Here is a 15,399-nt window from a genome sequence, read left to right on the forward strand (position 1 = left end):
ACGCTACTCATCTCATATCAGCCTTAAATGACGGGATCGAACTGTGGCTTAGCAGCCAGAGAAGCTGCCCACAGGGCATGGCGTTCTTTATCAACGGTGACCAAATCGCGCCGCCTCAGTTTTTGAACTTTATTCAGGAAGAGATGGTTATCAAACATTGATTGGGCGTTTTCATCCGAAATACCAGTCAGGTAGATGAGCTGGATTTTATAGGCTTTGGCCATTTGGGTTTGAATTCGCATTAGATCATCGGCATTCGATTTACCCAGAGGGTTATCGGCTAACAAGAATCCTGCACTTGAAATACCCGTATCGTACTCTCGTACTTTACCAACCGTCACAAACAGTAAAAAGGCAGACGTAAGGCGCTGTCCACCCGAACCTTCAAGTCGGGTGACAGGAGTCCATTGTGGACGGCTGGCATTCGTCTTCAGCAAACGCACCTCCAGCTCCCCTTCGCCAAATACCGACTGAACCAAATCAGCTGTCAAGGCGTCCCGATTGGGCGCTCGGGGTATCTGTCCCTTGGCTATCCACTGCTGCAAGCGGCTGCTGGCAAAACCCCTGAGATCAGCGGCAACATCATTCAGCCGGTCGGTCATTTTGATAATGGGCCGGCCAGGCAGTACGGGGCAATCCTCAGGAATTTTGACCGACATCGCGCGCTTGAGAAGTTTAATAGCCCCCTCCAGATGAGCAGTCAGATGGGTGACAGTCAGATCAATCGAACGCTGGAATTGTTCCAGGCTATCCTGCACAGCTTCGAATACCTGCGTGATCCCTGTACCGACCCTGTCCAAATCGCCCAGCACTTCATGATAAGTTGCGATTGAGTCCAACTGCCGTAAGTATTCCTGACTGGCTCGGGCGTTTGGATCCTTGGCCAACTCTTCTTCGATCCGTTTGCGGAATTTTCCCCAGACCGTAGAGACGCGTATATTTTGCTGTTTTAGTGTTTCATTTAGACCGGCATACATTTGGCATTGTGTCGCCAGATCCTGAGCATATTCTGTAATGTTCAGGATCCTGCCAGGTAAACCCGCGGCAGAGCTCGACGTAATGTGCTGGATCATCGCTTGAGCTGTTTTGGCGTTCTGTAGCCGTTCTTTCACATTTTCCATCTTTTGCAACTGCAGCTTCTTTTGCTCCAGTTGAAGTTTTAGCTTGTATTCAATTTCATGGAGGCTGTTGACGATTTCAGCCAGAGACGTTTGGATTGTCTCTATCTCAATGGGCTTCTCTTCCCAGACAAAATCCTCGTCAATTGCTTTACTAGCCTCCTCACAGCTTTGAGAAAATTTTTTCAGAGTTACCTGAGAATTAATTAGATTTTGCGTGAATTGCTTTTGCTGTTCCTTCAGGCGTACGATGCGGTTATTAATGACCGTTAGCTCATTGATGGCCGCCGCTTTTACCTCGTCCGGATATGTATTGTAGGTGGGTTGAGCAGTCAAACGCTCAGAGGCAGAACGTTGTGCCTGTTCAGCATCTTTCAGTTGTTGCTTGAGAGCGGTCACTTGATCACCGTTGGCTGCTTCGAGCAATTTTTTGTGCGCCTGAGCTGCCATCTCATGGGCATCTTCGGGGCTTCGTCCGGCCATACCTTCAGTCGCCGTAATCTCTGAATAGAACGGCTCGTTACACAGATTACTCCAGTTGCCCATTTGGATATTTAAAAGGGTTTTCTCGGAGAGCTTGTTCTTCTCGATTTCGTTCAGCCTTTCCAGTCTCTCTTTCTGGGTGCAAATAGTGTCCTTGCTTCGTTGAATCTGTGCAGCTAACTGCTCCAGTTTCATTATCGCCGTTTCACGCTTCGCCCATTCTGTTTCTACAAAAAGACTCAGTTTATCATGTGCTTTTTCTGCCCGAATTTTCTGCTGTTGGGCGTTGTTTAACCTCAGCTGGGCATCTGTCTTCTCGTCACGCAGTGTTTGCTCATCATGCTCAGCTTGCTTAAGTACTGCATCAGCATTTTCCAGTATTAAGAGAGCCTGCTCCCGTTGGTCAAGCAGTCCCGCCCAATGCTTACCATACTGTTCATAATGTAGACGCCATTCATTCCTGAAAGATTCCAGTACTTTGAATGCGCTCTTCGCCGCCTTCACACTGACTTCCTGCGACGCTACGATATTCTCCAGGTCTTGCAGCCGGGCTTCGTAAGCGGCCTGGCTATATCCGTGCTTATCGTGGTTTGAGAGGACGACCTGTACTAATTCAGACGTTTCTCGGCGGAGATCTTGTGCTTCATCCAGTAGGTAAATAGCAATAGGTGCCTTCTTCCAGGGCAAGATCTCACTAATTTTATGGACCTGTTCAAACGTTACATTGTCGAGTGCGACCAGGCTCAGGTAGCGGCCAGGGTTTTGATCGATCACCGCTGCAATCTTTTGTGCATCATCGTTGTAAACAGAGGCCAAATAGTGTGGAAATGTCCAGAGCTTATCCCGTGCAATACCCGCCGCATAAAACGCTTCAAGTGCCTCATTGACCTGCTTTGCGACCAGTTCATGTCCCGTCATCCTTAACTCGTCCAGTTCGTGCCGGGCTTGCAGTAAACGCTCTTTCATTCCATTCAGCGTGTGAGAGTTCGCATTCAATACCTTGTCGAGCTGCAATCCACACAGCTCGCTGTGCCAACTCGTGTCTTCAATATCTAGATCATGTTGCATTGACGTTGGCAGTTTTTGATAGGTTTTTGCTAAAACTAAAGCACTATCCACAGCTGACTGGTGTTTTTGTTCAGCCAGAATGAGTTTTTGCTGGGCCTCACTTTTCTCAATTGATGCCTCCCGCACAACATTCAGCTGTGCTTCCAACGCCTGCTCTTTCTGATGAAGAATTGTATTAGCCAGCTCTTCACTCTGCTGTGCATCGCGTAAGGTTAATTCCAGTCGGTATTGGGCTGCTACTGGTGTTTCATCCTTCTGGATCAACCCAGCTTCACATAGTTGGCCCCGTTGCGATTCGCCCTGCTGTTTGTCTCTTTTATATCTCTCACGATCCGCCTCCAGGCCACCCAGCATCTTTTGTAGTTCGTCGTATGATTGTTTAAGGGTATTACTTTCCCTATCCATCTGCCCTAATTCTTCCTCAAGCGTAGCCTCCTGCTGGCGATGTCTGTCGATTGCCCACTCTAATGTGCCTAAGGCTTCGCCTGCAGTACGCTCGAAAATAACCTGTAGCGGCCTTTCCGTTTCACTTCGGAATACCTTCAGATCTTCATCTGCCTGACGATACTCATTCAGGGCCTTAGCATAGGCTTTGTAGTCTATAGCAGCGTGAGTAATCTCAATCTGGCGCTGATTGATATCGGCTTCGTCTTGAAGCGCATCGACTATCGCTTTTTGTTTGTCGAACTGATGCTGCGCAAGATCATATTCAAGCAGTGCTCTGCGCTTACCTAACTGCTCACGCAGAGACATCGTCTGGAAAATATGCGTTTGCAAACTCTCCATGTTATCTTCAAGCTGCGTCTGTTCAACCTGAACATCCCCGACAAAGGCTGCGAGATCGCGCATTGCTTCCCGGAAGCCATCATCCAGCAGTTGCTGCTGCGCCTGGATGCTTTCCAGCTGTTTAGCCGGATCAAGAAACGCCAGCCAGTTAGCCAGTACATCCTTCAGGAAGGACTCGTTACGACGGATCCCCTCTAACTCTCCCTGACGTTCAACTTCATGCGCTACCAGTTCCCGCAGCCGCTCAGCCGCATCTTTAGACATGGTGCAGGCGAAAAACGCGCCAAGGAAATCATGTTCAGTTTTGTATTCGATAAAACGGGTCAGGCCACCTTCTTCGGAGTTGAAGGTCACCATTGTTTTAATAAGATCAACGTTAATTTGTTGTTCCAGTAAAAATGCGCGCCACTCGTTCTGTCTGGTGGTTTTACGCCAATGCATGCCGCCTTCACTATCGGCCTTGAGATTAAGCCAGCTATCAAAACTGCGCAGGCTATTGGCATAGGGGCGCAGCTCAGAATTGCGTTCCGCGCGGGAATAAGAAGGGACTTCATCAAACGGCGCGCCCATCAGGGAGTCGGGCGCATCACAAATAAACAGTGTGCGGTCAACATCATCTCCATTACGCTGATGAGCATGTCCCAGTAATAACGTTTGTCCTGATTCATTGACCATCTCAACCAAAACAACAGAGAGTTCTTTATAGAAGTAATTGCGGTAGTGGTATTCACTCTGGCGATGATTTGCCAGATATTGGGTGAAGTCACTAACGGACGGCTCAAAAATCGATAACAGCAGCGCGATGTAGGTTGACTTACCGCCCCCATTTACAAGCTGCTGATAAGTACTAGTCACCACCTTCGCATTTCTGACGGGCGAGCGCAGGCCTTCAACAACAGGGCTACCGACCGCTTGAGACAGGCCAATATAGTCAAGTGTGAGGTCCTTGTAGAAAGCTTCTTCATGGCCAGCGCCATCCATATAAACCCGTTTAATCAGCCACATGCTTAAATCTCCGTCAAGCGTTGCGTTTCTGTGGTTCCAGTTGTAACTGGACGTTCATTGAGCGAAGGAAACCCCAGGGTATCAGCTAATGCTGCAATATCGCTTTCAGCTAAAACGGACGACCGTTCTTCTACGGGTGGGCTGATACTCATGACAAAACGCACCGTCTCTTCAATGCCAGTATGGCGCAGATAATGTTTGAGTTTTTGGGTCGGATACCAGTCGGACTCTCCCGACAGACTGCTGTCTTCGGCCAGAAAGCCTTCCTCCTGCAGCAGTTGTATCCAGCGCGTTGCCATTTCAGTTTGCGAGCGAATACTCGAGACACGCCCTACCTTTTCGTCGTGAATACGGGGAATACGTTCTTCCTGCACAAACCTGGCCGTAATAAGTAGGCCATCTACGGTATCGTCACCCTCGGCCTTGCGCTGGGCAATCACCTGGTCGGCAACATTATTGAGCCTGGCTACCACCGAGGCGGCATTAATGGCGTTACTCTGACCGAACTCGACACGAACGGTGTCTGGAGTTGGAAACAAATCAGCCAACAACGCAATCAGTGTTAAGCCTGCAAACAGGCGCTGTTCTTTCCGTTCCTTACCCTGTTGCTCAGCCATTGTTTCAGGTAGCAAGCGTTTGTTCAGCCAACCCAAAGATGGGGAAAACGGACCTCGTCCATCTGCAGCCAGTAATACCCCGTAGGTCTCATGAATCCCGAGATACCGCAATTTCATACCTGTCGCGACGCCACGGATAATCTCTGCGAACAGGGCATCACCTTGCAGATCAAGCGCACGTTGAATCAGCTCGTCCCCCATTTTATATCCCAGTGAATTCATAATTACCTGCGTGGCAATCTCGGCGTAGCGTTTAGCTTGGTGATGCGTGTTGTCGTACATAACTACTCCTCAAAGGGGTGTAAGGGAGCGACCGTTAACAGTTTGATATTGTCAGCCCGCCAGAGCGTTGTTTCTATAGCGTCGTCTATCTCTACTTCTATTGCGGGATCGCTGTTAGCTGCCAGGCTGCCAATATGAAGTAAACAAACCTGTTGTTCTTGTTCGGATAATTCTTCGCACTCATAGGCGTCGAAAACATCTCTAAAGCTCACATGCCCCCAATTCTTCAATCGGTCACTAACCCAATCGCTGCATTTTTTAATGACGGATTCAGGGATATTTCGCAGGTTGGTTTCAATAGCTACAGGCTGCTCGGTGGGGTCCCGTATCTCATGTGGAAGCGCCTGTTCAAATCTATCGAGATAGAGGTTCAGCAGCGCTTCAGGGTCAAACAGAATGTGCCGATCATCATCCTGTCTTCGGGGAGCCAACAGGCGTGCGGTGAGGCCATCGATTTCCTTTTCGACAGTGTCAGGGGAATGAGACAGTAAGGGCTTGAGTACACCTTTTTCCAGCGTTTCCCGGAAAAGGGTATTATCTCTGGGAATAATGAGTTTCAGACGAGCACGCTCAAAATCTTTGTTAACATCAAGTAAGCAGTCTTGATAGCGCTGCGTAAAAGCGCAGACCTCAGCAAAAATCTCTTGTGCCTTACGTAGCTTATTTAATTTGTCGGGATTTAATTTCGAACTTCCTTCAACCAGCATTTCGGTAATGGCCGACATTGAGTTCTGGATATGTTCCAAAACCTCTCGGGTTTTATCAAAGGAATCATTGAGTACGGGACGGATATCGTGTGCATAAGATGCGCTCAAATCACCAGACTGGGCAGCGCGTACTTTCATCCGCATCCCAATGAGATATTGCTCCAGTTGCCGCTGCGTTGATTGGATCTGGTGTACTGCCTTGTCGATCTCACCGCGACGGATGGTTTTAAGCGTGCGCCAGGCCAGAATCGCAGCTCGTTCTATCGGCGTTTCATCCAAACGGAGGGTATAGAAAAGCATTCCTTCATCAGTCAGCGACCAGAGAATATCATCTGAGCCGGATAGCTGATCATAGCGTACCAGACGGACTATCTGCTCTTCGGAATGCGTTCGTTGCGAGAAGTCGTAATAACTGAGACGGAAAGGGTCTTTGATCGCCGCAAAAATCTTGCTGGCAACTTGCGCGTAGTCGGACGCGTCTTGCCCTGGATAGGCTTCATTGAGGTGCCCAACCAGACATAGCTCCGCTTCTTTACGCGTCATACCTGGCTGGCGCTCGCGGTCAGCATAATAAAGCATGGCGTCAAAGAGATACATAATTGCCGCCAGTGCATCAAGCTTGAAGCCATCAAACGGATTGCGCTGTAGGGCGCTGTATATTGAATCCAGCGTCCGCACTACAAGCAACGCGTGAGATTGAATCGTCAGCTCGCGGCGTGCCATAGATTCATTACGAGCCTGCTCCAAAAACCCTAGTGACATAACATTCTCCCTCCGAGACGGAAGTCACTATAGTACTCCCCGCCCAATTAAGCAAAGAAACTTTGCTTAATTTTCTTTAGTAACAATGTTATTTGTTTTGATGACATTCGCCTTCTATACTTAGTCCGTATATCAAACCGCAATTGATTAACCTGCAAATAAGAATAAAACTGATATGTACTACTCAATGTTTCTTGATAAACACAAATCCCCCCTCAGCCACGCACAATGGTTGCGCTTGCGCTATATTGAGCGCCAGCTACTGTGGGAACGAAAAGTCACTTCGCGCATGATTGCTGAAGAGTTTGGCGTCTCGGCGCAACAAGCTCGTACTGATGTAAGAACCTATATGGAGGTCGCTCCAGGCAACGCTATTGAGAAGGGAGCCGGCCGAAAAGGGTATTTCCCCAGTATGACGTTTTCGCCTGTTTTGCTTGGAGACAACGATCTGGTCTGGCGTGCGACGGTAGAATTTCAACCGCCACAAGCGGCCCACGCGCAGGAAATTCCGCTCATCCATCGCGCAGTACATAGCCGCACGCTGGCAATTTTTTTGTCAGCAATCGAACAGAAGGGACAAGTAAAAGTGACTTATGCGTCAATGGAAAACCCGGAAGGCATATCCCGTACACTAAGCCCAACGGTAATTATCACTGTTAACGGGCGCCAGCATGTGCGAGCCTATGACTGGGGTAGTTCGGCGTTTAAGGACTTTGTTTTGGCGCGATTTCTGGACTTACCGGAACTGATTATTCCTGCCCCCCCCCCTCCGCGCAAAGATTCCGCGTGGGAGGTCGTAATCCCCGTGCGTTTTATCGCCAATCCAACACTAAACAAAGCGCAACAAGAGGTAATTAAGCGGGATTACATACTTGAACCATCTGAATTCAGCATTCGTGCACCAATGATTTTTTATTTATGCCCTGAAAACAATCTGCCGAAAACAGATGATGAATATGCACAAGCTACTGACGCCAGCAGCCACGGCCCCTTTGTCTACCCTGTTCTAGCTGTGCACGCCCAAACAGGTGAGCCTATTCATAAGTACCGCCATGCAGGTGAAAGATAGACATTCTGTTTACTAATAATTTATAGCCATTTACGGTAACTGTTCCTGTATCAGAGATATGATGCAGGAATATAAAACGCCTTCCACCTATAAATAATGATTTATTAATTTCTAATTCAGTTAAATCCCCCAAATCTCCTCTATGGCCAGAATTTAGCGGTTAATTAGCCCTGAAACAGGGACGTTTTTTTACTGTTTCAACTACTACCCGGGGTTAAACTGTAAGTATCCCGGCGGCTTTCCAGTTTTTCGGGCCTGCCTCAGGATCGGCAGAACGGAAACCCGCTTTTGCCGATAATTCAGACGCTGTCAGCCAATCCGAGTCAGCGAGTATTCTGGCTTTCAGCTCCTCCAGTTGCCGGTCATTGCGCTCCTGGAAACTCATATGATCGAGTGCGCCTCCTGGCGACTTTTTGAAGCCATACGGCACAACATGCCTGAACCGGTTTGCATCCAGATAATCCGCCCACGACTGCATCATCTCCCGACGTTCTTCGAGATGCTGCGCCTTGTGGATATACGCCGCCCGCGCGCGCTTACGCTCCTGATGGCTCATCTGGCGCTCTACCGCGTCGCTGCCCACAGGCCTGACTCCACCAGTTCGATGGCCTGACGTGACAATGGGACCAGGTGTGGGGAGTGCATCTTCGCCCCACGCACTGAATATTTAACGCCGGGGATCGGCTCACGCTCGGAGGGGATTGTCCACATGGCGTTACGCAGGTCAATTTCATCCCAGCGGGCAAAGCGCAGTTCGCTGGAGCGGATAAACAGCAGCAGCGCCAGCTTTACCGCCAGTTGAGTCAGTTGACGGCCTTTGTAATCGTCGATTCTTTCCAGGAAATCAGGAATAAGATTCAGATCCAACGCCGGGTGGTGACGTACTTTGGGCGTGGAGACCGCACCGGTTAAATCTGATGCAGGATTATGATCGATAATGCCGTTCTGGACGGCATAGCGCATCACGCAGGCAGTGCGCTGCTGAAGCCGGGAAGCAACATCCAGTTTGCCCGCTTTCTCCACCTCCTTGATGGGCACCAGCAGATCTTTGACCTTCATTTTGGTGATGTCGAAACTGCCGTTCGTGGGAAAGACGTAAAGCTCGAAATAACGCAGCACCCGCTTCTTATGTTCCGCCGACCAGTTCACGTTACTGGTGACCCATTCGCGAGCCACAGACTCAAACGTGTGTTCCGGCGTTATAGCAAGGCGTTCAGCCTTTCGGTGTGCGCTCGGATCGATGCCGGAAATCAGCAGTAATTGGGCCTCTTCACGCATGCGTCTTGCCTGTGCAAGCGTCAAAAGCGGATAAGGGCCTAAAGCGAGCTTTTTCTCTTTGTTTACAAAGCGGTACTTGATGTACCAGCGTTTTGAACCGTTAGGGTTAACCAGCAGGTAAAGTCCATGCGAGTCACTGAGCTTATACGGCTTGCCACAAGGCTTGGCGTGGACTATAGCGCGATCTGTTAATGCCATTTGGGGGCCTCACTATTATCGAACTACGTCTAAGCCCCCAATTTGGCCCCCAAATCGTGTGGATGTCAATGGATGAAAAATGACCAACATGGAAAGACCACAAAATAAAAATGGTTATTACTGAAAAATAAATTATCTTTGAATTACAGACGGATATGGACGAATTCGGACGGAAATGGACACAAAAAAAGCCACCCTTAGGCAGCTAATTATTGCATCACTTGGTGCCGAAGGCCGGACTCGAACCGGCACGTATTTCTACGGTTGATTTTGAATCAACTGCGTCTACCGATTTCGCCACTTCGGCACTGAAGGGATACGGAAAACGTTTTGGATTATACCTGTCGATAGCCGCCATGCAAGCGACAGCGTGCATCAGTCGTGCTAAGTGTTGAAAAAAACAGCGCAATCCCACAAACGAGCGGTGCGGCGTCACATTTTTCAGTCATCAATGCGCAGCAAACCGGCTCCCTGGCCTTCGCTTCCCTGCCCCTACGACCGACACATCACCAATTCCGCCCCAACTTTTCTCAAATCCATCTCACATTACCCCCTCATCGCGCCAACGTTTTATCGCCGCCAACCATAAGCATTTACGCTTCCTCAAACACTCAATATAAGATTCCAGAATAATTAAAGTAATTAATTTATATATTCCATAAAAAACTACTCCATCGCTTTTTCTTATTACCGCAATCCTTAAGAATTTATTAATTACGTCAATATTTTTATAACTTTACATTAATGAAAAGTTTTGTTTTCGCTCTTTATTCCAGGATTTTCCTCAGGCGTGAAAGTTCCGGTAAATACTATTTTTACTAGTCGCTGTACGAGTCTCGATGGACATCTTCACTCGGTGAATTTACTCAGGAGAAAGACTGTGACTACCTTAAAACCTTTACTGGCGCGTAACCGCAGCTGGGCGCTGCAGAAGTGCCAGCATGACCCGGAATATTTTGAAAAACTGGTAGCCGGGCAGCGGCCGCATTCGCTGTGGATTGGCTGCTCCGATAGCCGCGTTCCCGCCGAAGTGCTCACCGGCAGCCATCCCGGCGAACTCTTCGTCCACCGTAATATCGCTAACATGATTGACCCTGCCGACGACAACTTTATGAGCGTACTGCAATATGCCCTCCACTATCTCGAGGTCGAACGGGTGGTGCTCTGCGGCCACTACGGCTGCGGCGGCGTGCAGGCGGCGCTGTCGTTGCCGGAGATGCCGCTGGCCCACGAGTCCTCGGCGCTGGCCCGCCGCATCGGCTCGCTGCGCGATACCCTGCAAGGTGATATCGCTGCTCTGACGCTCACTGACACTGACACTGACACCGACGCGGCCGAAGCGCTCAACGCCCTGGTGGAGGCCAACGTTCGCGCCCAGTTCAGCCGCCTGCTTGACTGTGACCCCGTACAGACGCTGCTCGCCAGCGGACGGCCGCTCAGCCTGCACGGCTGCGTCTACGATCTGGCATCCGGCCATCTGACCACTCTCGTCGAACATCTCTCACCTCAGGAGCATGCCCCATGAATACTCTTCGTCAGGACTCTCTCGCAGGCATTGTCGTCTTCCTTGTCGCCCTGCCGCTGTGCCTCGGCATCGCCCAGGCCAGCGGCTTACCGCCCTTTGTCGGTCTGCTGACCGGTATCATCGGCGGCCTGGTCGTCACCGCCCTCAGTCCTTCCCGCTTCGCCGTCAGCGGCCCCGCCGCCGGACTGGTCACCATCGTCGTCGCCGCCATCGAATCCCTGGGTTCCTTCTCCATCTTCCTGATGGCGCTGGTGCTGGCCGGCGTGCTGCAGCTGCTGTTCGGCATTCTGCGGGCCGGGCGCTTTATTTCGCTGGTTCCCGCCAGCGTCATCAAAGGTATGCTTGCGGCGATCGGCATCCTGCTGATTATGCAGCAGATCCCCGTCGCGCTTGGCAGCGCAGAAGAGACCGGGCTCGCCGATATCGTACAGGGTAACGCCACCTTCTCCCTCAGCGCTATCGCCGTCGCCCTGGGCGGCCTGCTGGTGCTATGGCTGTGGGGTTCGCCGCTTATCCGCCGGGTGACGAGCCTGCGCTGGATCCCCGGCCCGCTGATCGCTGTCCTGCTCGGTTGTGCCACCACCGTATTAATGACCCAGGCCGCGCCACAGCAGCTTGCCTCCCTGCCGCGCATTACCCTGCCGGAGTTCGGTAGCCTCGGCGATCTGCTGGGCGAGCTGGAGTCTCCTGCGTGGAGCGCGTGGCGTAATCCGTCGGTGTGGGTGGTGGCACTGACCCTCGCGCTGGTCGCCGGCCTCGAAACCCTGCTCAGCCAGGAGGCGCTGAAAAAACTGCGTCCGCAAAATCCGCCGCCTTCGCCGAACCGCGAAATGGTCGCCCAGGGCGTCGGCAACCTGCTCTCCGGCGTACTCGGGGCGATGCCGATCACCGCGGTCATCGTCCGCAGCTCGGTCAACGTCAGCAACGGCGCACAGAGCAAACTGTCGATCTTTATCCACGGCGTACTGCTACTGATCTGCGGACTGTGGTTTAGCGGCCTGCTGACGTTAATCCCGCTCGCCAGCCTCGCTGCCGTGCTGCTGTATACCGGCTATAAGCTGGCGACGCCGCGGCTGTTCATTGAACAGTTCCGCCAGGGCGCCGCACAGTACGTCCCCTTCCTTGCCACCATTGGCGGAATTATCGGCTTCGGCATGCTGGCGGGGATCGGCATTGGCCTCGCCACCCAGGTGGCGTTCAGCATCTGGCGTAGCCATCGCCATTCGCTGCAGCTGGCGCGCTACGACGACCACTACGTGCTGCGCATCCAGCAGAACCTGACCTTTTTACACAATCCGCATCTGCTGGCGCTGCTGGCGAAAATTCCGGAAAAGAGCGTGGTGATCGTCGAGCACGATAACGTCGGCTACCTTGACCCGGATGTGCAGGCGGTGCTGGATGATTTTGCCGAGAGCGCGCCGCAGCGCGGTATCCGCCTCAATCAGTGGCCGCTTGCCAGCCGCTGACCGTCTCCCGGGCGGCTGGTCCGCCCGCTTATCCACCCCTCCTAATGCCAAGCGACGCCTGTTGCCATGCTCTACACTTTCTTCGTTACTACGCCAACCCCAAGGAAACAAACATGAGCATCATTAAAAGTTACGCCGCCAAAGAAGCGGGCGCCGATCTGTCGCTATGGGAGTACGATGCCGGCGAACTGTTGCCGGAAGATGTTGAAGTCGAAGTGGAGTACTGCGGGATTTGTCATTCGGACCTGTCGATGATCGATAACGAATGGGGCATGTCGAGCTACCCGCTGGTCGCCGGTCACGAGGTTATTGGCCGGGTGGCGGCGCTGGGTAGCGCGGCGCAGGATAAAGGGCTGAAGATTGGTCAGAAGGTCGGTATCGGCTGGACGGCTCGCAGCTGCGGCCACTGCGACGCCTGTATCAGCGGTAATCAGATCAACTGCCTGGAAGGCTCGGTACCGACCATCATGAACCGCGGCGGCTTCGCCGATAAGCTGCGCGCCGACTGGCAATGGGTGATCCCGCTGCCGGAGAGCATCGATCTGGCTTCCGCCGGCCCGATGCTGTGCGGCGGCATCACCGTCTTCAAACCGCTGCTGACCCACCACGTGACCGCCACCAGCCGCGTCGGCGTGATTGGTATCGGCGGTCTCGGCCATATCGCGATTAAACTGCTGCGGGCGATGGGGGCGGAAGTGACCGCTTTCAGTTCCAACCCGGCGAAAGAGCAGGAAGTGCTGGCAATGGGTGCCGACCGCGTGGTGAACAGCCGCGATCCGCAGGCGTTAACCGCGCTGGCCGGTCAGTTCGATCTGATCATCAACACCGTGGCGGTGGACCTTGACTGGCAGCCGTACTTCCAGGCGCTGGCCTACGGCGGCAACTTCCACACCGTCGGCGCGGTGATGAAGCCGTTCCCGGTACCGGCCTTTACCCTTATCGGCGGCGACCGCAGCATCTCCGGCTCGGCGACCGGTAATCCGTCCGAACTGCGTAAGCTGATGAAATTCGCCGGGCGTAGCAAAGTGGCGCCAACCACCGAACTGTTCCCGATGTCGCAAATTAACGAAGCGCTGAAACACGTGCGCGAAGGTAAAGCCCGCTATCGCGCGGTACTAAAAGCCGACTTCTGATTGGTATTTACCGCCGGGCGTCCCATGCGCCCGGCGCTTTTCTTCTTGCTTCATCAAACCGTCATCTCCCCGCCATTCCCCTGTAGTCATCGCTTCCCACAATCCGGGCTTCCATAAACGCCTGAACGAGACGCCCGTCACCATGAATAAGCGCTGGCTCCCCTGGCTGATACTGTCGCCTTCCCTGTTGTTTTTACTGCTGTTTACCTGGTTTCCGCTTGGCCGTTCGGTCTATGACAGCCTGTTTGATACCCGCATGGCCAGCGACGGCGCGCAGTACGTCGGACTGGATAACTTCGCCCGCCTGTTTGCCGACGGCGTTTTCTGGCAATCGCTGGTCAATAATCTGCTCTATATCCTGCTGACGGTGGTACCCGGCGTGACGCTCGCTCTGCTGCTGGCGGTGGCGCTGAGCGAGAATCACCGCGTCAACCGCTGGCTGCGCACCGCCTTTTTCTTCCCGATGATTATCCCGATGGTCAGCGCCGCCGCGCTGTGGCTGTTTATTTTTATGCCCGGCCTCGGCCTGCTCGATCACTATCTGGCGAAGCTATTTGGCCCTCAGAACAACAACTGGCTGGGGCGCAGCAACAGCGCGCTGCTGGCGCTGGCGCTGATTGGCGTGTGGAAATTCGCTGGCTACTACATGCTGTTTTTCCTCGCCGGGCTGCAGAGCATTCCGGCCTCGACGCGGGAAGCGGCGCTGATGGAAGGGGCCAGCCGCACCCAGGTGTTTTTTAAGGTCACGCTGCCGCTGCTGCGCCCGACGCTGAGCTTTGTTATCACCACCGCGCTGATTTACTCCATTACCCAAATTGATCACGTCGCGGTGATGACGCGCGGCGGGCCGGATAACGCCACGACAGTGCTGCTCTATTACATCCAGAATCTCGCCTGGGATACCCACGACCTCGGCAAAGCCTCCGCCGCCACCTTCCTGACGCTGGCCGGGCTGTTTGCCTTCTCGCTGATTAACCTGAAATTGCTGGAAAAAGGAGCCCACTATGAGCGCTGAAATCTCACCGCTGATGGTCCGCTCGCCCGCCGCTGCGCGTCCGCTGTGGTTGCGCCTGCGACGCTCACAGCCCTTTACCCTGACGGTAATCATGTGCTGCCTGGCGCTGCTATGGGTGAGCCCGTTTATCTGGATGCTGGCGACCTCGTTCAGCGCCACCACCTTCGGCGAAGATATGGCCTCATTGCTGCCCCGTCTGCCGCTGACTCTCGATAACTTCCGCGACGCCTGGGACAGCGCCGACTGGCTGAGCCTGTACGCCAACACCCTTATCTTTACCTTCGGCACTTTCTTCGTGCAGCTACTCACCATCACCACCGCCGGCTATGTCTTCGCCTGCCACGAATTTCGCGGCAAGAAAACGCTGTTTCTGCTGTTCCTCGTCCAGCTGATGATCATGCCGGTGGTGATGATGGTGCCGAACATGCTGACTCTGAAAACCTTCGGCCTGCTCAACACTCTGACCGGCGTGATGATGCCTTACTTTACCTCGGCGTTCGGCGTGTTTCTGATGCGCCAGGCGTTCCTCGCCATCCCGAAAGAGCTGGAAGAGGCAGCGTTGATGGAGGGCTGCCGCTGGTGGCAGGTGCTATTCCGCGTACTGCTGCCGATCTCCTGGCCGTCGGTGCTGGCCTTCGCCACCGTCAGCATTACCTACCACTGGAACGAGTACCTGTGGCCACTGATGATGCTCAACGATCCCGATAAGCAGGTGCTGACCGTCGGGCTGGTCTCTTTCGCCATGGGCGCTGAATCCGGCGGCCAATGGGGCACCATCGGCGCCGGGACGCTGATGGTCTGCCTGCCGCTGATGCTGGCGTTCATCCTTTTCCAGAAACAGTTCCTGCGAAGCTTCGGCTTCTCCGGGATCAAATAAGGAGTTATTC

9 protein-coding genes, 1 tRNA gene and 1 pseudogene are annotated in these 15,399 nt (G+C 53.0%); 6 read left to right on the forward strand and 5 right to left on the reverse strand.

Annotated elements, in window-relative coordinates:
• Positions 1-23: 23 nt before the first annotated feature.
• From PGS10_RS15010 to PGS10_RS15020, 3 genes are read right to left on the reverse strand one after another with little or no spacing between them, the layout of a single operon-like run.
• The gene (locus PGS10_RS15010; protein WP_047046162.1) at positions 24-4,460 is read right to left on the reverse strand and encodes a hypothetical protein; all 4,437 of its coding nucleotides are present in this window, start codon (positions 4,458-4,460) and stop codon (positions 24-26) included.
• A gap of 2 nt (positions 4,461-4,462) precedes the next feature.
• Complete coding sequence (locus PGS10_RS15015) at positions 4,463-5,359, reverse strand: hypothetical protein (RefSeq protein WP_047046164.1); 897 nt, start codon at positions 5,357-5,359, stop codon at positions 4,463-4,465.
• 2 nt (positions 5,360-5,361) lie between these two features.
• Positions 5,362-6,828: a hypothetical protein gene (locus tag PGS10_RS15020; RefSeq protein WP_047046167.1), complete on the reverse strand. Its 1,467-nt coding sequence runs from the start codon at positions 6,826-6,828 to the stop codon at positions 5,362-5,364.
• A 175-nt stretch (positions 6,829-7,003) separates the two neighbouring features.
• Here PGS10_RS15020 and PGS10_RS15025 point away from each other — a divergent pair, with 175 nt between their 5' ends.
• Positions 7,004-7,897: a WYL domain-containing protein gene (locus PGS10_RS15025; protein ID WP_047046169.1), complete on the forward strand. Its 894-nt coding sequence runs from the start codon at positions 7,004-7,006 to the stop codon at positions 7,895-7,897.
• Between the two features lie 409 nt (positions 7,898-8,306).
• Here the strand turns inward: PGS10_RS15025 and PGS10_RS15030 are convergent.
• Positions 8,307-9,373, reverse strand: a pseudogene (locus PGS10_RS15030) (tyrosine-type recombinase/integrase); the annotation flags it as partial.
• Positions 9,374-9,595: 222 nt separating this feature from the next.
• A tRNA-Leu gene (locus tag PGS10_RS15035) sits at positions 9,596-9,680 on the reverse strand.
• A gap of 573 nt (positions 9,681-10,253) precedes the next feature.
• On the opposite strand from PGS10_RS15035, the gene PGS10_RS15040 reads away from it, so the two are divergent.
• The 5 genes from PGS10_RS15040 to PGS10_RS15060 all read left to right on the forward strand — a co-directional run bounded on the left by PGS10_RS15040 (position 10,254) and on the right by PGS10_RS15060 (position 15,389).
• Positions 10,254-10,898 carry a carbonic anhydrase gene (locus PGS10_RS15040; protein ID WP_316423195.1) on the forward strand — a complete coding sequence of 215 codons (645 nt, stop codon included), beginning with the start codon at positions 10,254-10,256 and terminating at the stop codon, positions 10,896-10,898.
• Positions 10,895-12,364, forward strand: coding sequence for a SulP family inorganic anion transporter (locus PGS10_RS15045; RefSeq protein WP_316423196.1), 1,470 nt, complete (start codon positions 10,895-10,897; stop codon positions 12,362-12,364). The genes PGS10_RS15040 and PGS10_RS15045 overlap by 4 nt, the downstream gene beginning before the upstream one ends.
• A 113-nt stretch (positions 12,365-12,477) precedes the next feature.
• The gene (gene ahr, locus PGS10_RS15050) at positions 12,478-13,497 is read left to right on the forward strand and encodes an NADPH-dependent aldehyde reductase Ahr (RefSeq protein ID WP_032709732.1); all 1,020 of its coding nucleotides are present in this window, start codon (positions 12,478-12,480) and stop codon (positions 13,495-13,497) included.
• A gap of 142 nt (positions 13,498-13,639) precedes the next feature.
• Positions 13,640-14,512, forward strand: coding sequence for a carbohydrate ABC transporter permease (locus PGS10_RS15055; RefSeq protein ID WP_015368525.1), 873 nt, complete (start codon positions 13,640-13,642; stop codon positions 14,510-14,512).
• On the forward strand, positions 14,502-15,389 hold the full coding sequence (locus tag PGS10_RS15060) for a carbohydrate ABC transporter permease (protein WP_047037316.1): 888 nt from the start codon (positions 14,502-14,504) through the stop codon (positions 15,387-15,389). Before PGS10_RS15055 ends, PGS10_RS15060 begins: the two co-directional genes overlap by 11 nt.
• Positions 15,390-15,399 lie beyond the last annotated feature (10 nt).

The sequence above is a fragment of the Klebsiella sp. 141153 genome (assembly GCF_032601995.1).
In the GTDB taxonomy this organism is placed as follows: domain Bacteria; phylum Pseudomonadota; class Gammaproteobacteria; order Enterobacterales; family Enterobacteriaceae; genus Klebsiella; species Klebsiella aerogenes.

Coding starts and splice junctions, on each gene's coding strand:
- PGS10_RS15010 (WP_047046162.1), bottom strand. CDS start 4,460: ATGTGGCTGATTAAACGGGTTTATATGGATGGCGCTGGCCATGAAGAA.
- PGS10_RS15015 (WP_047046164.1), bottom strand. CDS start 5,359: ATGTACGACAACACGCATCACCAAGCTAAACGCTACGCCGAGATTGCC.
- PGS10_RS15020 (WP_047046167.1), bottom strand. CDS start 6,828: ATGTCACTAGGGTTTTTGGAGCAGGCTCGTAATGAATCTATGGCACGC.
- PGS10_RS15025 (WP_047046169.1), top strand. CDS start 7,004: ATGTACTACTCAATGTTTCTTGATAAACACAAATCCCCCCTCAGCCAC.
- PGS10_RS15045 (WP_316423196.1), top strand. CDS start 10,895: ATGAATACTCTTCGTCAGGACTCTCTCGCAGGCATTGTCGTCTTCCTT.
- ahr (WP_032709732.1), top strand. CDS start 12,478: ATGAGCATCATTAAAAGTTACGCCGCCAAAGAAGCGGGCGCCGATCTG.
- PGS10_RS15055 (WP_015368525.1), top strand. CDS start 13,640: ATGAATAAGCGCTGGCTCCCCTGGCTGATACTGTCGCCTTCCCTGTTG.
- PGS10_RS15060 (WP_047037316.1), top strand. CDS start 14,502: ATGAGCGCTGAAATCTCACCGCTGATGGTCCGCTCGCCCGCCGCTGCG.